Here is a 20,547-nt window from a genome sequence, read left to right as displayed (position 1 = left end):
ACCATGATGAAAGGTGGCATGGCCGGCCTGATGAAGCAGGCGCAGCAGATGCAGGAAAAAATGGCCAAGATGCAGGAAGAACTGGCCAACGCCGAAGTCATCGGCAAGGCCGGCGGCGATATGGTCACCGTGGTGATGACCGGTCGTCATGACGTCAAGAGCGTGACTATCGACCCGAGCCTGGTCGAAGGCATGAGCGAAGACGACAAGGAAATGCTCGAAGCCGTGGTCGCTTCCGCCGTCAACGACGCGGTGCGCAAGATCGAAGCCAACAGCCAGGAAAAAATGGGCAGCATGACCGCCGGCATGAACCTGCCAGCGGGTATGAAACTGCCATTCTGATTCGCCAACCGGCGGCAGATGAGCTACACAAAATGCCAGGCATAGCGCCTGGCATTTTTGTTTCTGCCGGGGCAGATGGGGCGCTAGGTGAACCGCCATCGCGAGCAGGCTCGCTCCTACAGGGAACGCATTCCAAATGTAGGAGTGAGCCTGCTCGCGATCGAGTCCGCCGCGGTCTCACAGAATAAACATCGAACCGCCTCATGCCACAAGGGTCTGCTCCCTATACCGCCGAATTCCAATTCACAGGAGACGCTGACATGTCCGATCCTCTCACCCTCAACCAACGCTTCGTCCTCGCCTCGCGGCCGACCGGTGCGCCGACGCCGGAGAACTTTCGTCTTGAACGCGAAGCGTTGCCGGATCTCGAAGACGGTCAGGTGCTGCTGAAAACCCTGTACCTGTCGCTCGACCCGTACATGCGCGGGCGCATGAGTGATGCTCCGTCCTACGCCGCGCCGGTGCAGATTGGCGAAGTGATGACCGGCGGCGCGGTCAGCCGGGTCGAGGATTCGCGTCATCCGAAATTCCACAAGGGCGATCTGGTGGTCGGCGCGACCGGTTGGCAAAGCCACAGCATCAGCGACGGCCGCAACATCATTCCGATCCCCGCTGGCCTTCCAAGTCCTTCGATGGCCCTCGGTGTGCTCGGCATGCCGGGGATGACCGCGTACATGGGCCTGATGGACATCGGTCAGCCGAAAGAAGGCGAGACCCTGGTGGTCGCCGCTGCCTCCGGTGCGGTCGGTTCGGTGGTCGGCCAGGTGGCGAAGATCAAAGGCCTGCGCGTGGTCGGTGTGGCCGGCGGTGCCGAGAAGTGCCAATACGTGGTCGATGAACTCGGTTTCGACGCGTGCATCGACCACAAGGCTGACGATTTCGCCGAGCAATTGGCCAAGGCGTGCCCCGAGGGCATCGACATTTATTTCGAGAACGTCGGCGGCCATGTTTTCGATGCGGTGGTGCCATTGCTCAATCCCAAGGCGCGGATTCCGTTGTGCGGCCTGATTGCCGGGTACAACGCCTCGGAAGCACCGAAGGGCCCGGATCGTTTGCCGCTGCTGCAACGCACGTTGCTGACCAAGCGCGTGCGCATTCAGGGTTTCATCGTCTTCGACGACTACGGTGACCGCCAGCCGGAATTCATCAGCCATATGGTGCCTTGGGTACGCGACGGCAAGGTCAAGTTCCGCGAGGACGTGGTCGAAGGCCTGGAGCAGGCGCCCGAGGCGTTCATCGGCCTGCTGGAAGGGCGCAACTTCGGCAAACTGGTGGTGAAGGTCGCCGAGGATTGAGCATTTGACGCTGGCCGGAGGCGCGGGTATAAACCGCGTCTCGTTGTTTTGTCGGACTTTTCCCCATGAGCTTCAGCCCTTTGATTCGCCAACTGATCGACGCCCTGCGCACCTTGCCCGGCGTCGGTCAGAAAACCGCCCAGCGCATGGCGTTGCAGATGCTCGAGCGCGATCGCAGCGGCGGCGTGCGTCTGGCCCAGGCGCTGAGTCAGGCCATGGAAGGCGTTGGTCACTGCCGGCAATGCCGCACGCTGACCGAAGACGACCTGTGCCCGCAATGCGCCGATAACCGTCGCGACGACACGCTGCTGTGCGTGGTCGAAGGGCCGATGGATGTCTATGCCGTCGAGCAGACCGGTTTCCGTGGGCGTTATTTCGTACTCAAGGGGCATCTGTCGCCGCTCGACGGGCTCGGGCCTGAGGCGATCGGCATTCCGCAGTTGATGGCGCGGATCGAAGAGGCGGGCACGTTTACCGAAGTTATCCTCGCCACCAACCCGACGGTGGAAGGTGAAGCGACCGCGCATTACATTGCACAACTGTTGCAGAACAAGGGCCTGATCGCCTCGCGGATTGCTCACGGCGTGCCGTTGGGTGGCGAGCTGGAGCTGGTCGATGGCGGCACGCTGGCGCATTCGTTTGCCGGGCGCAAACCGATTTCCCTCTGATCATGCGGTGTCTGTTCTGACGCCTTCGCGAGCAGGCTCGCTCCCACATGGGGTCTGTGTGCACTACAAATCCCCTGTGGGAGTGAGCCTGCTCGCGATAAGGGCAACTCGGTTTAGCTGACGCCACACATTTGTGTTGAAAACCAAGCAAGCGCTCGGTTAAGTTCGGCGAACCCCTCTGCGGAGTTCGCCCATGCCTGCCTTCCAGGAATACTTCGACCCGAGCCATCAATTGGTCCGCGACAGCGTCCGGCGTTTCGTCGAGCGCGAAATACTGCCGGACGTGGATCAGTGGGAAGAAGCCGAAAGCTTCCCGCGTGAGCTGTACCTGAAGGCCGGCGCGGCGGGCATCCTCGGCATCGGTTATCCCGAAGCGCTCGGTGGCAGCCATGCGGGCGATCTGTTTGCCAAGGTCGCCGCCAGTGAGGAGTTGATGCGCTGCGGCTCTGGCGGGCTGGTGGCGGGGCTGGGCTCGCTGGACATCGGCTTGCCGCCGATCGTCAAATGGGCGCGGCCTGAAGTGCGCGATCGGGTGGTGCCGCAAGTGCTCAGCGGCGAGAAGATCAGCGCCCTGGCGGTGACCGAGCCCGGCGGCGGTTCCGACGTCGCCAACCTGCAGACCCGCGCCGTGCGCGACGGCGATTGCTATAGCGTCAGCGGCAGCAAAACCTTTATCACCAGTGGCGTTCGCGCCGATTTCTACACCGTCGCAGTGCGCACCGGTGCGCCGGGTTTCGGCGGTATCAGCCTGCTGCTGATCGAGAAGGGCACGCCGGGTTTAACCGTCGGCCGCTCGTTGAAGAAGATGGGCTGGTGGGCGTCGGACACCGCTGAGCTGTTCTTCGACGATTGCCGTGTGCCAGTGGACAATCTGATCGGCGCCGAGAACATGGGTTTCGCCTGCATCATGGGCAACTTTCAAAGCGAACGCCTGGCCCTGGCGCTGATGGCCAACATGACTTCGCAGCTTGCGCTGGAACAAAGCCTGAAATGGGCGCGCGAGCGTGAGGCGTTCGGCAAACCGATCGGCAAGTTTCAGGTAATCAAGCATCGCCTCGCCGAAATGGCCACGGCGCTGGAAGTGTCGCGGGAATTCACCTATCGGCAAGCGGCGAAGATGGCCGCAGGGCAGAGCGTGATCAAGGAGATCTCCATGGCGAAGAACTTTGCCACGGACACCTCAGACCGGATCACCAGCGAAGCGGTGCAGATTCTCGGCGGGCTCGGTTACATGCGTGAAAGTCTGGTCGAGCGGCTGTATCGGGATAACCGCATACTGTCGATTGGCGGCGGCACGCGGGAAGTGATGAACGAGATCATCAGCAAGCAGATGGGACTGTGATTTTGCAGTGAAGCGGCTGGCCTCATCGCTAGCAGGGCTAGCTCCCACAGGGATTTGTGAACGACCCGGATCCAGTGTGGGAGCTAGCCTGCTAGCGATGACGGCCTCAAGGGCGCTGCTTATTTATCGGTCAAGGCAAACTGCGTCAGGCAGAACGTTGGAATGCCCATGTCCTGCAGGCGCTGCGAGCCTTGCAACTCGGGCAGGTCGATGATCGCTGCGGCTTCATGCACGCGGGCGCCCATGCGGCGGATCAGGTTGGCCGCGGCGATCAGCGTGCCGCCGGTGGCGATCAGGTCATCGAACATCACTACCGAATCGCCTTCGCAGAGGCTGTCGGCATGCACTTCCAGAAATGCCTCGCCGTATTCGGTGGCGTAGCCTTCGGCGAGCACGTCCGCCGGCAGTTTGCCTTGCTTGCGGAACAGCACCAGCGGCTTGTTCAACTGATAGGCCAATACCGAACCGATCAGAAAACCCCGGGCATCCATCGCACCGATGTGGGTGAAGTCGGCTTCGACATAGCGGTGGGCGAAGCTGTCCATCACCAGGCGCAACGCGGTCGGCGACTGGAACAGCGGGGTGATGTCGCGAAAGATCACGCCCGGCTTCGGGAAGTCGATCACAGGGCGGATAAGGGATTTGATGTCGAAGGAGTCGAAGACCATCGTCGAGGTGTCCTGGCAGGGCTGCAAACGGCGCAGTATACCCGCGGCTGAAACGATTCGCTCAACCGCGGGTCGTGATCAGCCTTCTCAGCCTTCGATCGAGCCACCGGCCAGCGCGCACAGCTGGATCGGGTCGAGGATGTGAATTTCCTTGCCCTCGGCGGCGATCAGTTGGTTCTGCTGGAAACGTGTAAACACACGCGACACGGTTTCCACTGCCAGGCCCAGATAATTGCCGATTTCATTGCGCGACATGCTCAGGCGAAACTGGTTGGCCGAAAAACCGCGAGCGCGGAAACGTGCGGACAGGTTGACCAGAAACGTGGCGATGCGCTCGTCGGCGGTTTTCTTTGACAGCAGCAACATCATTTGCTGGTCGTCGCGGATTTCCCGGCTCATCACGCGCATCAGCTGACGGCGCAGTTGCGGCAGTTGCAGGGCCAGTTCGTCGAGACGTTCGAAAGGGATTTCGCAGACCGAGGTAGTCTCCAGTGCCTGGGCCGACACCGGATGTTTCTCGGTATCCATGCCGGACAGGCCGACCAGTTCGCTCGGCAAGTGGAAGCCGGTCAATTGCTCTTCACCGCCATCGCTGAGGCTGAACGTCTTGAGGGCGCCGGAGCGTACTGCATAAACGGAATCGAACGTGTCGCCCTGGCGGAACAGGAATTCACCCTTTTTCAGCGGGCGGCCGCGTTTAACGATTTCGTCCAGCGCATCCATGTCTTCCAGATTCAGCGAGAGTGGCAGACACAGCGGGGCCAGGCTGCAATCCTTGCAATGGGCCTGGGTGTGAGCGCGCAGTTTGACTGGCTCAGACATTTCTTCAATCCTTGTGGGAAAACACACATAAGACGTAAGGGTAACTCACCGAAGGACATTCAGGCCAGCGTATGAGGACGTTGTCCTACAGACATCAAGCCTTGGTGAAAGCCGCCGATATATAGGTATCAGACCGCATGAAAGGAAGGATCCGATGACTGCCATTGGCACGCTAGGCCCCGGTAACAGCGGCGTTCCGGCATTACCGGAGATCGCCAGCCACGACGCCGCCAGCGACCGCGACGCTGAGGCGTTGAGCAGCGCAACCCCGACCTTGGTCGAGGGCGTCAAAGTGTCGCTGTCCGGTGCGTCGATCGCCAAGGCCGCCAGCGTCGGCGGTGAAAACAGCGATATCGATAACAGCGGCCTGCCGGAGAACATTCAGCAGCTGTTGAAGATGATCCGCAAGTTGCAAAAACAGATTGCCGAAAAGAAGGCGCAGATGAACAAGGTCATGGCTGACAAGACCCTGTCCAACGAAGAACGGATCAACAAACTCGCCGCCTTGCGCGGTGCCATCGCCGCGCTGAACAGCGGCGTGGTCACCGCCAACCTGGCCCTGTCCAAAGTCATGGGCCAGTCGGCAATGACTCCGGACCAGAACCTCAAGGTCGGCGCCTTGCTCACGAAAAACTAGATCACCCGCGAAAAGCGCTGACGGTTCTGCTGTTGCAGGTACGCGTCGAACACCATGCACACCGAGCGCACCAGCAGGCGCCCGGCTGGCAGCACGTTGATCCGCTCGCGATCCAGTTCAATCAGGCCGTCTTCGGCCATGCCCTGTAGTTGCGGCCACAACTCAGCGAAATAGCCTTGAAAGTCGATGTTGAACCGTTGCTCGATGTCGGCGAATTGCAGGCTGAAGTTGCAGATCAGTTGCTGAATCACTTCGCGGCGCAAACGATCGTCGGCGTTGCACACCAAGCCCCGGCTGGTCGCCAGCTGTGCGCTCGCCAGGGTGTTTTGGTATTGGTTGAGGTCGCTGTTGTTCTGGCAGTACAGGTCACCGATCTGGCTGATCGCCGAAACGCCCAGGCCGATCAGGTCGCAATGACCGTGGGTGGTGTAGCCCTGAAAGTTACGTTGCAGGGTCTGTTCTTCCTGGGCAATCGCCAGTTCATCGTCGGGCAGGGCGAAGTGGTCCATGCCGATATATCGGTAGCCGGCGGCGGTGAGCTGTTGGATGGTGCGTTCGAGCATTTCCAGCTTTTGCGCCGGCGCTGGCAGTTCGTGGCCATTGATTCGCCGCTGCGGCATGAAGCGTTCCGGCAGATGCGCGTAGTTGAACACGGAAAGCCGATCCGGCTGCAGGCTGATGACTTCTTCGACGGTGCGCGCGAAGTTGTCCGGGGTCTGTTTGGGCAGGCCGTAGATCAGGTCGATGTTGATCGAGCGAAATTGCAGGGTGCGCGCGGCATCGATCACCGCGCGGGTTTCTTCCAGGCTTTGCAGGCGATTGACGGCGCGCTGCACGGCCGGATCGAGGTCTTGCAGGCCGATGCTGACGCGGTTGAAGCCCAGCTCGCGCAGCAGGCCCATGGTCGACCAGTCGGCCTCGCGTGGGTCGATCTCAATACCGTAATCACCGGAATCATCATCGAGCAGATTGAAATGCTTGCGCAGGTGCGCCATCAGTTGCCGCAGTTCGTCGTGGCTGAGAAAAGTCGGCGTGCCGCCGCCAAAGTGCAGTTGTTCGACTTTCTGGGTCGGGTCGAGATGGCAGGCGATCAGCTGGATTTCCTGCTCCAGCCGTTGCAGGTACGGCGCGGCGCGTCCGCGGTCCTTGGTGATGACCTTGTTGCAGGCGCAGTAGTAGCAGATGTTCGCGCAGAACGGCACGTGTACGTACAGCGATAACGGGCGCAGGGCCTTGCGGCTGTCGCGCAGGGCATGGAACAGATCGAAGGTGCCGACCTGACCGTGAAATTGCACGGCGGTCGGATACGAGGTGTAGCGCGGCCCCGCCAGGTCATAGCGGCGGATCAAATCGGTGTCCCAACGAATGGCGTCGAGCATGCGGGCATTCCCCCGGATAGGCTGGCAGTGTGGGCGAGTCTAGGGGAGGAGGCTGCGGGGCATCTTGATTTGCATCAACAGGGGATTTGTATTGTTTGTGCGGGCCTTTTCGCGAGCAGGCTCGCTCCCACAGGAGATCTGTGGTGTTCATGCGATCAGTGTGGGAGCGAGCCTGCTCGCGAAGCCGCACTGCCGATCAATGGCCCATAAGCCAGTGCTGATGCGGACCGGGAAGGGTCCAGACACCAAACACAATCACCAGCAACCCACCGGCCATGCGCACACTGCGCTTGCGCAGGATAGCGGTCACCCGTTCCGCCGCCAGCCCGGTCGCCAGCAACACCGGCCAGGTGCCCAGGCCAAACGCGAGCATCAGCAGGGCACTGTCCAGTGCATTGCCCTGGCTCGCCGACCACAGCAACGTGCTGTAAACCAGCCCGCACGGCAGCCAGCCCCACAGCGCGCCGAGCAACAATGCACGCGGCAGACTGGATACCGGCAGCAAGCGATTGGCGACCGGCTGAATGTAACGCCACAACCCACGCCCGAGCGACTCAATGCGCGTCAGCCCGCTCCACCAACCAGCGAGATACAAACCCATGGCGATCAACAGCAACCCGGCCAGTACGCGCATGAACAGCGCCGCCGGGCTGTTGGCGACCGCCCAGCCGGCGAGGCCGATGAGCAGGCCGGCTGTGGCATAGCTGAGAATCCGCCCGAAGTTGTACGCCAGCAGCAAACGAAAGCGCCGGCTGCGTTGCTCCTTGGGAATCGCCAGGGTCAGCGCGCCCATCAGGCCGCCGCACATGCCCAGGCAGTGGCCGCCACCCAGCAGGCCAAGAATCAGGGCGGAAACCAGCAGTGGCGCCAGCTCAAGCATGCGGAGGCGCCTTGTCGTCCGCTTTGCCGCTCTTGGCTTCGTCCACGGCAGCGGTGTGATTCGGGTCCTGATCGTCGAACAGAATGCTGTGCGCCGGACCGTCGAGGTCGTCGTACTGGCCGCTGTCCACCGCCCAGAAGAAGATGTACACGGCGATGGCCACGATCAGCAGTGCAGCGGGAATCATCACGTAGAGAGCTGGCATCGGTACTCCAGGCCCGCGCGGCTCAGGCCGGCAGCGGGCGGGTTTGTGCACGGGTGCTGGCGTGCGGCGAACCCGGCAGGCGAGTCAGGCGCAGGGCGTTGAGCACCACGGTCAGCGAACTGATCGACATGCCGACCGCAGCCCATACCGGAGTGATCCAGCCGAGGGCGGCGAACGGCAACATGAGGCCATTGTACAGCGCCGCCCACAGCAGGTTTTCGATGATCACCCGACGGGTACGGCGTGCCAGTGTGAAGGCTTGCACCAGGGCGTCGAGGCGGTTCGACAGCAACACCGCGTCGGCACTGGTTTTCGCCAGATCGGTGGCCGAGCCCATGGCCACGCTGATGTCGGCCGCCGCCAGCACCGGCACGTCGTTGACGCCGTCGCCGAGCATCAGCACCTTGCGTCCTTCCTTGTGCAGTTGTTGCAGCACTTGCAGCTTGTCGTCCGGGCGCAAGCTGCCGCGCGCCTCGTCAATGCCGAGTTCCGCGGCGACGCTGGCGACCATCGGCGAGCTGTCGCCGGACAGCAGCAGCGTGCGCCAGCCGCGCGCCTTGCACGCGGCGAGCAGGGCGGGAGCATCGTCGCGCAGGCGATCATCGAGCACCAGCCACGCCAACGGGCCGCTTTCATCGCCAAGCAGTAACCATTGGCCTGGCTCATTCGGCATTGCCGGCACACTCGCAGCGCTCAGCGCGCAAACGAAATCTGCCTGACCAATGCGCAAACGCCGCCCGCCCACCGAACCTTCAAGGCCCAGTCCCGGCGTGCTGTGCACTTCATCAGCGGCCAGCGGCGCACGGCCGAAAGCGCGGGCGATCGGGTGTTCGGAGCGGTTTTCCAAGGCTGCGGCGAGGCTCAGGCATTGCTCGCTGTCAAGCGCGCCGAGGGGGCGGATCGAGCGCAGCACCAGGCGGCCTTCGGTGAGGGTGCCGGTCTTGTCGAAAATCACCGTGTCGATCTGGTTCAAGCCTTCCAGCACATGCCCGCGGGTCAGCAATAAACCGAGTTTGTGCAGGGTGCCGGTGGCGGCGGTGAGGGCGGTCGGCGTCGCCAGCGACAGGGCACAGGGGCAGGTCGCGACCAGCATCGCAAGCACGATCCAGAACGCCCGCGACGCGTCCAGTTGCCACCACAGCAGGCCGATGGCGGCAGCGGCGATCAGCGACAGCAGCAGGAACCATTGCGCAGCGCGGTCGGCGATTTCTGCCAGTCGCGGTTTCTCGGCCTGGGCGCGGTCGAGCAGACGGACGATTGCCGACAGGCGCGTGTCATGTCCCAGCGCCTGAACTTCCACGGTCAACGCGCCTTCGACATTCAGCGTGCCGGCGGTGACGGCTTCACCGAGCGTGCGCGGTTGCGGCAGGTACTCGCCGGTCAGCAGCGATTCGTCGATGCTCGACTGGCCGTCGATGATCTTGCCGTCCGCCGGCAAGACCGAGCCGGGCTGCACCAGAATCCGCTCGCCGACGCGCAGTTCGCTGAGCAGAATGCGTTCGCTCTGGCCGTTGGCATCCAGCCGCAAACACGAGGCTGGCAACAGATTGACCAGTTGCGCGGTGGCGGCCGCGGTGCGCTCGCGGGCGCGGCGTTCCAGGTAGCGACCGGCGAGCAGAAACAGCGCAAACATGCCAACCGCATCGAAATACAACTCGCCGACGCCGGTAATCGCCGTCCAGATCCCGGCGACGTATGCACTGCCGATCGCCAGCGAAATCGAAACGTCCATGGTCAGGTGGCACGTGCGCAGATCGCGCATTGCCCCTTTGAAAAACGGTGCGCAACTGTAGAACACGATCGGCGTGGTCAGAAACAGCGCGACCCAGCGCAGGATCGTGTGCAGTTCAGGGCTGAGGTCGATGTTGAATTCTGGCCAGGTGGCCATGGTCGCCATCATCGCCTGAAACCACAGCAGCCCGGCGACGCCGAGCTGGCGCAGGGCGCGGCGGTTTTCGCTGGCCAGTTGTTCGCTGGCGCGGTCGGCCTGATAGGGGTGGGCGGCATAGCCGATGTGGCGTAGTTCGGCGAGGATCTGGCTCAGCGGTAATTGCGCGTCGGCCCAGCGCACATGCAGGCGATGGTTGGACAGGTTCAATCGCGCTTCAGCGACGGCGGGCAGGGTGCGCAGGTGTTTTTCGATCAGCCAGCCGCAAGCGGCGCAACTGATGCCTTCCATCAACAGCGTGGTTTCAGCCAGCTCGCCTTCGTGGCGCACGAACGGTTGCTGGACGTCGGCGCGGTCGTACAGCGCCAGTTCGTCGGTCAATTGCACCGGCAGTGCTTCGGGGTTGGCCGAGGCTTCGCTGCGGTGTTGGTAATAGCTGTCCAGGCCACCAGCGACGATGGCTTCGGCCACGGCCTGACAGCCCGGGCAGCAGAATTCGCGCGATTGCCCGAGGACGACGGCGGTGAAGCGGCTGCCGGACGGGACGGGCAGGGCGCAGTGGTAGCAGGGGAGCGGAGTGGTCATGGTGCGCGTTCCGATGATCGTTCCCACGCTCCGCGTGGGAATGCCTCCCCGGACGCTCCGCGTCCGCTTCGGCTGGGACGCAGAGCGTCCCTGGCTGCGTTCCCACGCTGGAGCGTGGGAACGATCAAAGCGGTGTCAGTCGCCGACATTGTTACGGTCATCCGCAAGGCCCCGAAGCGCTGAAGATCAGTCCCCTCTCCCTCCGGGCGGTCCGACGTTTCGGGAGGGTTAGGGCGAGGGGCTTTTGACCTTGACTCACTTTTTCAGATCTTCCGCACCCTGCAACGGCTCATCGCCCAGCAGAAGTTCCTTGTCATGGCTGACCAGTTCTTCCTCGAACATGCGCCACACATGCTCTTCCTGACTGCCCAGCAATTCGACAAACCGCCGACCTTCAACCTTGTCATTCAACTGACCGATGTAACGCCCGGTCTCGCTCTCGCTGCGAGCCAGAACAATCTTGCGATCCTTCTCCGGCTGCGTCGGTGAAATCAGGTTCAGCTCCAGCGTGTTCGGCTGACTGTCACCACTCAAGCGCAAGTCGACTTCGCCGGTGACATCGTCCAGATGCACCGCCGCGCGCATTTTCAGGGTTTGCGCCAGCAGTTCACGGTCCAGCGAACGGTTGATGCCTTTGCCAGCCTCGTAATAGTTGTCGTTGACCAGGTTGTCCGGGTTGTTCACCGCAATCGTCACCATCGACAAGGTCAGCGCCACAGAGCAGGCCAGAATGCCGATGATGATCCACGGCCAGAGGTGCTTGTACCAGGGACTTGCAGCGTTTGCGGCAGACATATGCAGTTCTCTCAACGAATTTGGGGGCCGATGAATCGGCTCTTGGCTTCAATGCGGACGCTTTCGTCATCGGCATCCTTGAGGATGAATTTCACCTCGTTAGTGCTCGATGGCAGTTCTTCCGGTGCGCTCGACAGCTCGACCGGCATGCTGACGATATCGCCGGCCGCCACCTTGATTTCGCGCTTGCCTTGCAGGCGCAGGTCGGGCAGGCCGGCGGCTTCGAGCACGTAGGTGTGATCGCGCTGATCCTTGTTCATGATCTTCAGGCTATAGACGTTTTCGATCCGGCCTTCGGCGTTTTCGCGGTACAGCACACGGTCCTTGCTGACGTCGAAACCGACCAGCGAACGCATGAAGAAGGCCGTGACCAGCAAACTGATCATCGCCAGCAACACCACGGCATACCCGATCAGACGTGGCCGCAGTTTATGGGTTTTCTGCCCGGACAGGTTGTGTTCGGTGGTGTAGCTGATCAGGCCGCGCGGGTAATCCATTTTGTCCATGATGCTGTCGCAGGCATCGATGCACGCGGCGCAGCCGATGCACTCGATTTGCAGGCCGTCGCGAATGTCGATGCCGGTCGGGCAGACCTGCACGCACATCGTGCAGTCGATGCAGTCGCCCAGGCCCAGCGCCTTGTAGTCGATGCCTTTCTTGCGCGGGCCACGGCTTTCGCCGCGGCGCGGGTCATAGGAAACGATCAGCGTGTCCTTGTCGAACATCACACTCTGAAAGCGCGCATACGGGCACATGTAGATGCACACCTGCTCACGCAACCAACCCGCGTTGCCGTAAGTGGCGAGGGTGAAGAAACCGACCCAGAAATACGACCAGCCATCGGCCTGGCCGGTAAAGAACTCAATGACCAGTTCGCGGACCGGCGAGAAGTAGCCGACAAAGGTCATGCCGGTGACAAAACCGATCAGCAACCACAGTGCGTGTTTGGCCGCTTTGCGCAAAAACTTGTTGGCGCTCATCGGCGCCTTGTCGAGTTTGATCCGCTGGTTGCGGTCGCCTTCGGTGACCTTTTCACACCACATGAAAATCCACGTCCACACGCTTTGCGGACAGGTGTAACCGCACCAGACCCGCCCGGCATACACGGTGATGAAGAACAGACCGAACGCCGCAATGATCAACAGGCCCGACAGCAGAATGAAATCCTGCGGCCAGAACGTCGCGCCAAAAATGAAGAACTTGCGCTCTGGCAGGTTCCACCAAACGGCTTGATGACCACCCCAGTTCAGCCACACCGTGCCGAAATACAACAGGAACAGCGCTGCACCGCCGAGCATCCGCAGATTGCGGAACAGGCCGGTGAAGGCGCGGGTGTAGATTTTTTCGCGTGAAGCATAAAGGTCGACGCTGTTGTTCGGGTTTTTGCTCGGTGGTGTGACGTCGTGTACCGGAATCTGGTTGCTCATCATTGCATCCCACGGCAGTGGAAAAATGCCCCGGTCGATACGTGCCAACCAAGGTCAAAAAGGGCTGTTGCAGTGGCGCGATGATACGCCTGTCGCTCTGGCTCAAGGGTGCGACCTTTGGTCGCGTTGGGGAAAAAACCTGAATGGTGTAGCGAATGCAGCAAAGCATGACGCAGGTCAATTGACTCGTTGAGTATGGACGGTTTTTGCCTCGCAGCTAGTTGAGTATTCCAGGCCTCGATCGGCCCGCCGCCGCGTGCCTTGAAACCGGCCTGAGGGCATCTGCACGTTTCATTAGGCACGAAACGTTATGTTTGATTGAAAAGTTTGTTGTTCGTTGTGCCGAGTCAATGTCGATCCTGTATGAAACAAGTGTTCTGGTACTTGTTGGTTTGTGTGTCTGAAATATAACTACTTGATTGTTATTGATGAGTACTTTGTACTTTTGGATGTTTTCGAATAAGTTTTGTTGGAGGCGAAGTGGTTCGCCTGTTGGATAATTTAAATGGAGTTTAATGTATGCCTTTCAATAAGTTTGCAAGCGCCGTGCTGGGTCTGTGTTTACTGGCATCGGTTGCCTCGGCTCAGGCCATAACGGGAACACCCAAACACATGGTTTTTGCATCGGATACGCAATACCCATGGACAGACAAGACGGATCGCGGGGACTTCGAAGCTGATTCCGAATTCGAGGCCCGCTCCAAGTGGCTGGTGGAAACGCAGTTGGCGAGCATCGCCGATTTCCGAAATCAGCACGGCTCTCTAGAGCAGGTTCCTTTGATGATCAACGGCGATATAACCGCCTTTGGTCATGGCTGGCAGCGGTCGTTCATGAAAGAGATGTTGAACAAACACTTCAAGGGTGAGTACTTGTACGGTTTGGGTAATCATGACTATGAAAATAATGTTGACGATTGTTTTACCAATAGTTGTGCGGCTGGAAGTATCGTCGAGTTCAAAGAGCATCATGAAGGTCGGGTCGACAGCTTTGATTTGCAAATCACCAGTGGATTCTTGAGCAAGACCTATTCAGGCAGCCTCGCTTACTCGAAGAATATTGGTGAAGTTCATATGGTTCAGCTCAATAACGATCCGTCTTATACGACCCGAATTGCTCACCCGCTGAACCCGACAACCTTTCAAATCAATGACGCGCTGGACTGGCTGGAAACCGATCTCAGAATTGCTCGGGTCCAGGGCTACGCAATCATCATCAATATGCATAAACCGTTCGGCGATAAAGTTTCCCCGGAGCAGAACAAGCGCTTCCTGGACATGATCAGCAAATATCAGGTGACGGCTATTTTTGCCGGCCATTTACATAGGGACGGGGGGGACGCTTACTGGAAGGGAAGCGTGCCAATGTATTTGAGTGGCAGTACCTCTCAGCAGACCTATCTGACCGCCAGCTTCACCGAGGACCGCAAGCAACTGGAAATCTATCTGGTGAAGAACAACCAGTGGCGCGACCGGACGCTGATCGACACCGTTGCGGTGCATTCGATCTTTGCCCAACGCCCATGAAAAGAATCCCGCCAGTGACTTGGCGGGGTATTCATGTATCAGTTATTGGCGGCTATCCACGGGTTGATCAGAGGGGCGCCGCTGAGTTGAAAGTCCGATATGTTGCGAGTCACCAGCGTAAGCCCGTGCACAAGCGCGGTGGCGGCGATCAAGGCGTCGCATTCGCTGCTGCGGTCAGGTACATGCAATCGTGCACACCGGGTGGCGACGATGGTATCGACCGGCAGGATTCTTCCAGAGAACGCTGGCTTGACGTGATGCTCCAGCCAGTTGCGCAACAGATGCCCTTGTGAAAGGTCGCGACGTTCGATACGCAGGACGCCGGTTTCCAGTTCCAGCACCGTGATTGCCGATATATACAGACTTGCCGGGGGGATGCTGTTTGCCCATGTCACTACATGCCGGTCGGCTTGGGTTTTTCGCAACTCTGAAACGACATTGGTATCCAGTAGGAACATCAAGAAAGGTCCACGCTACGAGGAGTGATAACGGCGCGTTCAGGTTCGAACTCGATTTCGGGCGAACTCGGCATCGCCAGAAGCTCGACGATGCTGGTCTGGCTACCGGTCAGTTTATGGTACTCCTCGATGCTCAGCAGTACATGGGCAGGCTTGCCCCGGTCGGTAATGATGACGGGGCCTTGGTGCGCAGCTTTTTTGGCAGCACTGGTGTCCTGATTGAATTCGCGGCTGGAAATGGTAGTGATGGCCATCATGTTCGGCCTCCAGAAGATATTAGGTAGAAACGTTACTACTTTGGGTTTTCCCCAGCAATCGAAAACCTGTTTTGCGGACGATCGGTTTATCGCTGTCATATAGGCACCGGCGAAAGCCCACCCCTCGTCAAGGGGAGGGTTGCTAAGTGTAGGAGAGTATTCTGTGCGACTGGCTGGCCTGTCAGGGCAATCTGCCGCCGCCGAGGCCGTCCAGACCGCCACCGTTACCGGGGCTGCTAAGGGTATTTTGCGATGTTGAGTGTTCGGGTTGTACCAACGGCGTTGCGGCTATTGGCTGATCATCAGGGTGGGGTTGTGGTTGCGTTTGCAGCGTAGGTTCGTCTGTCTTCGACATCTGGCTTCATCCTTGAAGGTTCTCCACGATGTGGCTCATCGCAGTGAAAAAAACCTACAGGCCAGCGCTGCAGCGGTCCATCAACCAAATGTCTCAAAGCGTGAATGCCAGCATGAAAAAGGCCCCGTCAATCGAAACTGACGGGGCCTTTTTTGTATCAAGCGTCGGCCTTATTCGGCGTTCGCCTCCGGTGCTTTTTCACCGTGGGACAGGCTGTAGACATACGCCGCGAGCAGGTGCACCTTGTCGTTGCCTTGCAGTTGCTCCTGCGCCGGCATCTGGCCCTGGCGGCCGTAACGGATGGTCTGCTGCAGTTGCGCGAAGCTTGAGCCGTAGATGAATGCGCCCGGATGGGTCAGGTCAGGCGCGCCCATGGCCGGGGTACCTTTGCCGGCCGGGCCGTGGCAGGCCACGCAGTTGGCCGCGAACAGTTTCTGCCCGTTGGCCGGATCGGCCTTGGTGCCTTCCGGCAGTTTGCGCCCGTCGAGGTTGGTCACGACAAACGCTGCCACGTCGGCCACGCCTTGCTCGCCGATCACTTCCGCCCACGCCGGCATCACCGCGTGGCGACCGCCCATGATGGTGGTCTTGATGGTCTCTGGTTCGCCGCCCCAGCGCCAGTCGGCGTCGGTCAGGTTAGGGAATCCGTAGGCACCCTTGGCGTCGGAACCGTGGCACACCGAGCAGTTGGAGGCGAACAGTCGGCCGCCCATTTTCAGTGCTTGCGGATCCTTGGCGACTTCTTCGATCGGCATCGCCGCGAACTTGGCGAAAATCGGCCCGAAGCGTGCGTCCGAACGGGCCATTTCCTTTTCCCACTCGTGGACGCCGGTCCAGCCGGTCTGGCCGTTGGCGAACGCAGTCTGCTTTTCGTTATCCAGATAGTTGTAACCCGGCAACAGGCCTTTCCAGTTGCCCAGACCCGGATACAGCACCAGATAACCCAAGGCGAAAATGATCGTGCCAACGAACAGCATGAACCACCATTTCGGCAGCGGGTTGTCGTACTCCTCGATCCCGTCGAAGGAGTGGCCGACCGTCTCGTCCGTCTGTTCGCTGCGCTGGCCCTTGCGGGTCGACAGCAACAGCCAGGTCAGGGCGAAGATCGTACCGAGACTGAGGACTGTGACGTACAGACTCCAGAATGTAGTCATTCTTTGTTACTCCTAGAAGCTTGCTCGACGTGCTTGATGGCTTCTGGATCATCCGCAAAAGGCAACAAGGTCGCGTCGTCAAACTCCGACTTGCGCTTGGGGCTGAACACCCACAACGCCAGACCGATGAAGGCCACCATCACGACAACGGTGCCCAGGCCGCGAATCATCCCGATATCCATCAGATTCACCGTTTGCTTTTGATGATGGTGCCCAGGCCTTGCAGATAGGCCACCAGCGCGTCCATTTCGGTTTTGCCCTTCACCGCATCCTGTGCGCCGGCGATGTCTTCGTCGGTGTAAGGGACGCCGAGGGTGCGCAACACTTGCATTTTCTTCGCGGTTTCCTTGCCGTCGAGCTTGTTCTCCACGAGGAAGGGGTACGCCGGCATTTTCGACTCGGGCACCACGTTGCGCGGGTTGTACAAGTGCGCACGTTGCCAGTCATCGGAGTAACGACCGCCGACTCGGGCCAGATCCGGGCCGGTACGTTTGGAACCCCACAGGAACGGGTGGTCCCAGACGCTTTCACCGGCAACCGAGTAGTGGCCATAGCGTTCGGTTTCAGCGCGGAACGGACGGATCATCTGCGAGTGGCAGCCGACACAACCGTTGGCGATGTAGACGTCGCGGCCTTCCAGCTCCAGGGCCGAGCGTGGTTTCATGCCCTCGACCGGCTTGTTGGTGACGTCCTGGAAGAACAGCGGAACGATCTGGGTCAGGCCACCGACGCTGACGGCGATAACCATGAAGAAGGCCAGCAGGCCAATATTCTTCTCGACAGCTTCATGCTTCATCAGTGAGCTCCAACGACGGCAATCTTGGCGGCGGCTTCGGCTTCAACCGGATCCGACGCGCGTACGGTGCGGTACACGTTGTAAGCCATCAGCAGCATGCCGCTGGCAAAGAACGCCCCGCCCAGCGCACGGACGATGAAGCCCGGGTGGCTGGCCTGCAGCGCTTCGACGAACGAGTAGGTGAGGGTGCCGTCATCGTTGATTGCACGCCACATCAGGCCCTGGGTGATGCCGTTGACCCACATCGAAGCGATGTACAGCACGGTGCCAATGGTGGCGAGCCAGAAGTGCGCGTTGATCAGGCCGGTGCTGTGCATCTGCGCACGGCCAAACAGTTTTGGAATCATGTGATAGATCGCGCCGATCGAAATCATGGCGACCCAGCCGAGAGCGCCGGCGTGTACGTGGCCGATGGTCCAGTCGGTGTAGTGCGACAGCGAGTTGACGGTCTTGATCGCCATCATCGGGCCTTCGAAGGTCGACATGCCGTAGAACGCCAGCGATACCACGAGGAAGCGCAGGATCGGGTCGGTGCGCAACTTATGCCAGGCGCCCGAGAGGGTCATCATGCCGTTGATCATGCCGCCCCAGCTTGGCGCCAGGAGAATGATCGACATCGCCATGCCCAGCGACTGCGCCCAGTCCGGCAGGGCGGTGTAGTGCAGGTGGTGCGGGCCGGCCCAGATGTACAGGGTGATCAACGCCCAGAAGTGCACGATCGACAGACGATAGGAATAGATCGGGCGTTCGGCCTGTTTCGGCACGAAGTAGTACATCATCCCGAGGAAACCGGTGGTGAGGAAGAAGCCCACCGCGTTGTGCCCGTACCACCACTGGATCATTGCATCGGTCGCGCCAGAGTAGGCCGAGTACGACTTGAACAGGCTGACCGGCAGCGACATGTGGTTGACGATGTGCAGCATCGCGGTCACGACAATGAACGCGCCGTAGAACCAGTTACCGACATAGATATGCTTGGTCTTGCGCTTGGTGATGGTGCCGAAGAACACCAGACCGTAGGTGACCCAGACAATCGCCAGCAGAATCGCGATCGGCCATTCCAGCTCGGCGTATTCCTTGGTGGTGGTGTAACCCAGCGGCAAGGTAACGATGGCGCCGACGATCACCGCTTGCCAACCCCAGAAGGTGAAGGCCGCGAGGCTGTCGGAAATCAGTCGCGTCTGGCAGGTTCGCTGCACGACATAGTAGGAAGTGGCGAACAGTGCACAACCACCGAAGGCAAAAATCACCAGGTTTGTGTGCAACGGGCGCAAGCGTCCAAAGCTCGTCCACGGCAGACCGAAGTTCAGTTCCGGCCAGACCAGTTGCGAGGCGATGAAGACACCGAGCCCCATGCCAAGGATCCCCCAGACCACCGTCATGATGGCGAACTGGCGGACTACCTTATAGTTATAAGCAGTCGGACTGATTGCTGTGCTCATTCTAAGGTTCCACGGTTTGGGTATTTTTATAGGGATAAAATCGGCCGCAAGTATGTATAAAGCAGGGGGGCATTGCAACGCGCCATGACCTCGGTCAATGCTTTCCAACGCTGATTCTGCGGCCTTTCCATGTGCCGCGTAAGGTCAAAAATGGCCTCTGACAAAATGTCGCGGTGAGTGAAAAAAATGCTGGGTCCGCATCGCCGTCAACGATGCCTGCTCAAAGGTCTGATCGGGTTTCGGAAGGCAATCGGCGTAACAGCCGTTAACTGCCTGCCTTTGCGGCAAATCCACAAGCCGCTTCATCGGACGCATCGCTCGGTGGGCAGTTGAAACCGTCACGCGCCGGTCTGCTTTCGAACAAGCGTAGACCCGAATCAGGCGAACCGAAAGGTGAGGCGGGAAGGGGTGCGACAATGCGTCGCAAGGGGGAAGGAAACTGCCGCGACGGAAAAGTCGCGGCGGTTGTGTACGCAAGAGTTATTTAATTTTGTCTTCAGTTGCAAGTTGAGTTGTATTCAATCTGTGGCTAAGGCTGTACACATAAGCGGCAAGCAACTGCACTTTGTCGTTGCCCAGCAACTCGTTCTGCGCTGGCATGTGTCCTTGGCGACCGTGGCGAATGGTCTGCTCCAATTGCGTCAGGCTGGTGCCGTAAATGAAGCCGGCCGGATGGGTCAGGTTCGGCGCGCCCATCGCCGCAGTACCTTGGCCGGTGGCGCCATGACAGGCGACGCAAGTGGTGCTGAACGCCTGCTGCCCGGCCTGCAGATCCGCCTTGTTGTCGGCGGGTAGCGGCAGGCCGGCCAGTTCGTGGCGCACATAGGCGGCAACGTTTTTCACTCCGGCCTCACCGAGCAGTTCGCCCCAGGCCGGCATCGCCGCCATCCGCCCACCCATGATGGTGGTCTTGATGGTTTCGGCGTCGCCGCCCCAGCGCCAGTCGCTGTCGGCGAGGTTAGGGAAGCCGAACGCGCCCTTGGCATCCGAGCCGTGGCACACCGAGCAGTTGGAGGCAAACAGACGGCCGCCCATTTTCAGCGCCTGCGGGTCCTTGGCCACTTCTTCCAGCGGCATCGCCGCGAACCTGGCGAAGATCGGCCCGAAGCGGGCGTCGGCCTTGTTCATTTCCTTTTCCCATTCATGCACACCGGTCCAGCCATCCTCGTAACCGGGCAGGATGCCTTTCCAGTTACCCAGGCCCGGATACAGAATCAGATAGCCCACAGCAAACACCAGCGTGCCGGCGAACAGCATGAACCACCACTGCGGCAGCGGGTTGTCGTACTCCTCGATGCCGTCGAAGCTGTGGCCCATGGTCTGGTCGACGCTGCCTTTGGTCTCGCCCCGGCGGGTGCCGATCAGCAGCCAGGTCAGGCCGATCAGGCTGCCAATGGTCAGCACGCAGATCCACGTACTCCAGAAGGTGGTCATGGCCGGGTACTCCTTGTTTCAGGGGCTGAAGGTGTTTCGGGTAGTGGTTCGTCGGCGAACGGCAGCAAGCGTGCTTCGGCAAACTCCGGCGTGCGCTTGCGGTTGAACACCCACAAAGTCAGGCCAACGAAGGCGACGAACACCACGACCGTGCCGAGGCCGCGTATCAGGCCAGTGCTCATTTCAATGACCAT

General features: G+C 60.2%; 22 protein-coding genes. 6 read left to right on the top strand and 16 right to left on the bottom strand.

Annotated features, from left to right (window positions below; all coding sequences use genetic code 11):
- Positions 1–3: 3 nt before the first annotated feature.
- The 4 genes from J3P75_RS18385 (at position 4) to J3P75_RS18370 (ending at position 3,647) form a co-directional block, all read left to right on the top strand.
- Complete coding sequence (locus J3P75_RS18385) at positions 4–342, top strand: YbaB/EbfC family nucleoid-associated protein (protein WP_093103000.1); 339 nt, start codon at positions 4–6, stop codon at positions 340–342.
- A 260-nt stretch (positions 343–602) separates the two neighbouring features.
- Positions 603–1,637 carry an NADP-dependent oxidoreductase gene (locus J3P75_RS18380; RefSeq protein ID WP_434707727.1) on the top strand — a complete coding sequence of 345 codons (1,035 nt, stop codon included), beginning with the start codon at positions 603–605 and terminating at the stop codon, positions 1,635–1,637.
- 65 nt (positions 1,638–1,702) lie between these two features.
- Positions 1,703–2,305 (top strand): recombination mediator RecR, encoded by a 603-nt coding sequence (recR, locus tag J3P75_RS18375; RefSeq protein ID WP_258449865.1) that lies wholly within the window; start codon positions 1,703–1,705, stop codon positions 2,303–2,305.
- A gap of 193 nt (positions 2,306–2,498) precedes the next feature.
- A complete protein-coding gene (locus J3P75_RS18370) occupies positions 2,499–3,647 on the top strand; it encodes an acyl-CoA dehydrogenase family protein (RefSeq protein ID WP_434707726.1) in 1,149 nt (382 codons plus the stop codon).
- A 119-nt stretch (positions 3,648–3,766) separates the two neighbouring features.
- On the opposite strand, the gene J3P75_RS18365 is transcribed toward J3P75_RS18370, so the two are convergent.
- On the bottom strand, positions 3,767–4,315 hold the full coding sequence (locus J3P75_RS18365) for an adenine phosphoribosyltransferase (RefSeq protein ID WP_024012326.1): 549 nt from the start codon (positions 4,313–4,315) through the stop codon (positions 3,767–3,769).
- A gap of 87 nt (positions 4,316–4,402) precedes the next feature.
- The gene (gene fnr, locus J3P75_RS18360; RefSeq protein ID WP_434590467.1) at positions 4,403–5,137 is read right to left on the bottom strand and encodes a fumarate/nitrate reduction transcriptional regulator Fnr; all 735 of its coding nucleotides are present in this window, start codon (positions 5,135–5,137) and stop codon (positions 4,403–4,405) included.
- A 154-nt stretch (positions 5,138–5,291) separates the two neighbouring features.
- Here fnr and J3P75_RS18355 point away from each other — a divergent pair, with 154 nt between their 5' ends.
- Positions 5,292–5,774: a hypothetical protein gene (locus J3P75_RS18355; protein ID WP_434707725.1), complete on the top strand. Its 483-nt coding sequence runs from the start codon at positions 5,292–5,294 to the stop codon at positions 5,772–5,774.
- On the opposite strand, the gene hemN is transcribed toward J3P75_RS18355, so the two are convergent.
- The 6 genes from hemN to ccoG form a co-directional block, all read right to left on the bottom strand.
- Positions 5,771–7,153: an oxygen-independent coproporphyrinogen III oxidase gene (gene hemN / locus J3P75_RS18350; protein WP_434707724.1), complete on the bottom strand. Its 1,383-nt coding sequence runs from the start codon at positions 7,151–7,153 to the stop codon at positions 5,771–5,773. The genes J3P75_RS18355 and hemN overlap by 4 nt on opposite strands.
- Before the next feature lie 196 nt (positions 7,154–7,349).
- The gene (locus J3P75_RS18345; RefSeq protein ID WP_434707723.1) at positions 7,350–8,033 is read right to left on the bottom strand and encodes a sulfite exporter TauE/SafE family protein; all 684 of its coding nucleotides are present in this window, start codon (positions 8,031–8,033) and stop codon (positions 7,350–7,352) included.
- Complete coding sequence (gene ccoS, locus J3P75_RS18340; protein WP_093102983.1) at positions 8,026–8,238, bottom strand: cbb3-type cytochrome oxidase assembly protein CcoS; 213 nt, start codon at positions 8,236–8,238, stop codon at positions 8,026–8,028. The genes J3P75_RS18345 and ccoS overlap by 8 nt, the downstream gene beginning before the upstream one ends.
- Positions 8,239–8,260: 22 nt before the next feature.
- Positions 8,261–10,711, bottom strand: coding sequence for a heavy metal translocating P-type ATPase (locus tag J3P75_RS18335; RefSeq protein WP_434707722.1), 2,451 nt, complete (start codon positions 10,709–10,711; stop codon positions 8,261–8,263).
- Between the two features lie 255 nt (positions 10,712–10,966).
- Positions 10,967–11,506, bottom strand: coding sequence for a FixH family protein (locus tag J3P75_RS18330; protein ID WP_434707721.1), 540 nt, complete (start codon positions 11,504–11,506; stop codon positions 10,967–10,969).
- An 11-nt stretch (positions 11,507–11,517) separates the two neighbouring features.
- Positions 11,518–12,933: a cytochrome c oxidase accessory protein CcoG gene (gene ccoG, locus J3P75_RS18325; protein ID WP_434707720.1), complete on the bottom strand. Its 1,416-nt coding sequence runs from the start codon at positions 12,931–12,933 to the stop codon at positions 11,518–11,520.
- A gap of 519 nt (positions 12,934–13,452) precedes the next feature.
- Here ccoG and J3P75_RS18320 point away from each other — a divergent pair.
- On the top strand, positions 13,453–14,457 hold the full coding sequence (locus tag J3P75_RS18320; protein WP_434707719.1) for a metallophosphoesterase family protein: 1,005 nt from the start codon (positions 13,453–13,455) through the stop codon (positions 14,455–14,457).
- Positions 14,458–14,495: 38 nt separating this feature from the next.
- Here J3P75_RS18320 and J3P75_RS18315 read toward each other — a convergent pair whose 3' ends face one another.
- The 8 genes from J3P75_RS18315 to J3P75_RS18280 form a co-directional block, all read right to left on the bottom strand.
- Entirely contained in the window at positions 14,496–14,915 is a 420-nt protein-coding gene (locus J3P75_RS18315; RefSeq protein ID WP_434707718.1) for a type II toxin-antitoxin system VapC family toxin, read from the bottom strand.
- Complete coding sequence (locus J3P75_RS18310) at positions 14,915–15,169, bottom strand: type II toxin-antitoxin system Phd/YefM family antitoxin (RefSeq protein WP_434711337.1); 255 nt, start codon at positions 15,167–15,169, stop codon at positions 14,915–14,917. The genes J3P75_RS18315 and J3P75_RS18310 overlap by 1 nt, the downstream gene beginning before the upstream one ends.
- Positions 15,170–15,697: 528 nt before the next feature.
- Positions 15,698–16,681 (bottom strand): cytochrome-c oxidase, cbb3-type subunit III, encoded by a 984-nt coding sequence (gene ccoP, locus J3P75_RS18305; protein ID WP_101157381.1) that lies wholly within the window; start codon positions 16,679–16,681, stop codon positions 15,698–15,700.
- Complete coding sequence (locus J3P75_RS18300; protein ID WP_003183474.1) at positions 16,678–16,863, bottom strand: CcoQ/FixQ family Cbb3-type cytochrome c oxidase assembly chaperone; 186 nt, start codon at positions 16,861–16,863, stop codon at positions 16,678–16,680. Before J3P75_RS18300 ends, ccoP (J3P75_RS18305) begins: the two co-directional genes overlap by 4 nt.
- 5 nt (positions 16,864–16,868) lie before the next feature.
- Positions 16,869–17,477, bottom strand: coding sequence for a cytochrome-c oxidase, cbb3-type subunit II (ccoO, locus tag J3P75_RS18295; RefSeq protein WP_434707717.1), 609 nt, complete (start codon positions 17,475–17,477; stop codon positions 16,869–16,871).
- Positions 17,477–18,919: a cytochrome-c oxidase, cbb3-type subunit I gene (gene ccoN, locus J3P75_RS18290; protein ID WP_039763035.1), complete on the bottom strand. Its 1,443-nt coding sequence runs from the start codon at positions 18,917–18,919 to the stop codon at positions 17,477–17,479. The genes ccoO and ccoN overlap by 1 nt, the downstream gene beginning before the upstream one ends.
- A gap of 480 nt (positions 18,920–19,399) precedes the next feature.
- A complete protein-coding gene (ccoP, locus tag J3P75_RS18285; protein ID WP_434707716.1) occupies positions 19,400–20,353 on the bottom strand; it encodes a cytochrome-c oxidase, cbb3-type subunit III in 954 nt (317 codons plus the stop codon).
- Positions 20,350–20,547 (bottom strand): cbb3-type cytochrome oxidase subunit 3, encoded by a 198-nt coding sequence (locus J3P75_RS18280; protein WP_258449852.1) that lies wholly within the window; start codon positions 20,545–20,547, stop codon positions 20,350–20,352. The genes ccoP (J3P75_RS18285) and J3P75_RS18280 overlap by 4 nt, the downstream gene beginning before the upstream one ends.

This window comes from Pseudomonas sp. R1-1 (assembly GCF_051132135.1).
Taxonomy (GTDB): domain Bacteria; phylum Pseudomonadota; class Gammaproteobacteria; order Pseudomonadales; family Pseudomonadaceae; genus Aquipseudomonas.
The sequence above is the reverse complement of the archived record's forward strand: the minus strand, read 5'-3'. Positions and strand labels throughout refer to the sequence as shown.

What these genes read in the sequence shown, in the direction of transcription:
- J3P75_RS18310 (WP_434711337.1), bottom strand. Translation starts at nt 15,169, where the DNA reads ATGGCCATCACTACCATTTCCAGCCGCGAATTCAATCAGGACACCAGT.
- J3P75_RS18330 (WP_434707721.1), bottom strand. Translation starts at nt 11,506, where the DNA reads ATGTCTGCCGCAAACGCTGCAAGTCCCTGGTACAAGCACCTCTGGCCG.
- hemN (WP_434707724.1), bottom strand. Translation starts at nt 7,153, where the DNA reads ATGCTCGACGCCATTCGTTGGGACACCGATTTGATCCGCCGCTATGAC.
- J3P75_RS18280 (WP_258449852.1), bottom strand. Translation starts at nt 20,547, where the DNA reads ATGGTCATTGAAATGAGCACTGGCCTGATACGCGGCCTCGGCACGGTC.
- J3P75_RS18365 (WP_024012326.1), bottom strand. Translation starts at nt 4,315, where the DNA reads ATGGTCTTCGACTCCTTCGACATCAAATCCCTTATCCGCCCTGTGATC.
- J3P75_RS18315 (WP_434707718.1), bottom strand. Translation starts at nt 14,915, where the DNA reads ATGTTCCTACTGGATACCAATGTCGTTTCAGAGTTGCGAAAAACCCAA.
- J3P75_RS18335 (WP_434707722.1), bottom strand. Translation starts at nt 10,711, where the DNA reads ATGACCACTCCGCTCCCCTGCTACCACTGCGCCCTGCCCGTCCCGTCC.
- ccoN (WP_039763035.1), bottom strand. Translation starts at nt 18,919, where the DNA reads ATGAGCACAGCAATCAGTCCGACTGCTTATAACTATAAGGTAGTCCGC.
- J3P75_RS18380 (WP_434707727.1), top strand. Translation starts at nt 603, where the DNA reads ATGTCCGATCCTCTCACCCTCAACCAACGCTTCGTCCTCGCCTCGCGG.
- J3P75_RS18385 (WP_093103000.1), top strand. Translation starts at nt 4, where the DNA reads ATGATGAAAGGTGGCATGGCCGGCCTGATGAAGCAGGCGCAGCAGATG.
- J3P75_RS18355 (WP_434707725.1), top strand. Translation starts at nt 5,292, where the DNA reads ATGACTGCCATTGGCACGCTAGGCCCCGGTAACAGCGGCGTTCCGGCA.
- recR (WP_258449865.1), top strand. Translation starts at nt 1,703, where the DNA reads ATGAGCTTCAGCCCTTTGATTCGCCAACTGATCGACGCCCTGCGCACC.
- J3P75_RS18300 (WP_003183474.1), bottom strand. Translation starts at nt 16,863, where the DNA reads ATGGATATCGGGATGATTCGCGGCCTGGGCACCGTTGTCGTGATGGTG.
- ccoS (WP_093102983.1), bottom strand. Translation starts at nt 8,238, where the DNA reads ATGCCAGCTCTCTACGTGATGATTCCCGCTGCACTGCTGATCGTGGCC.
- fnr (WP_434590467.1), bottom strand. Translation starts at nt 5,137, where the DNA reads ATGTCTGAGCCAGTCAAACTGCGCGCTCACACCCAGGCCCATTGCAAG.
- J3P75_RS18320 (WP_434707719.1), top strand. Translation starts at nt 13,453, where the DNA reads ATGCCTTTCAATAAGTTTGCAAGCGCCGTGCTGGGTCTGTGTTTACTG.
- ccoO (WP_434707717.1), bottom strand. Translation starts at nt 17,477, where the DNA reads ATGAAGCATGAAGCTGTCGAGAAGAATATTGGCCTGCTGGCCTTCTTC.
- J3P75_RS18370 (WP_434707726.1), top strand. Translation starts at nt 2,499, where the DNA reads ATGCCTGCCTTCCAGGAATACTTCGACCCGAGCCATCAATTGGTCCGC.
- ccoP (WP_434707716.1), bottom strand. Translation starts at nt 20,353, where the DNA reads ATGACCACCTTCTGGAGTACGTGGATCTGCGTGCTGACCATTGGCAGC.
- ccoP (WP_101157381.1), bottom strand. Translation starts at nt 16,681, where the DNA reads ATGACTACATTCTGGAGTCTGTACGTCACAGTCCTCAGTCTCGGTACG.
- J3P75_RS18345 (WP_434707723.1), bottom strand. Translation starts at nt 8,033, where the DNA reads ATGCTTGAGCTGGCGCCACTGCTGGTTTCCGCCCTGATTCTTGGCCTG.
- ccoG (WP_434707720.1), bottom strand. Translation starts at nt 12,933, where the DNA reads ATGAGCAACCAGATTCCGGTACACGACGTCACACCACCGAGCAAAAAC.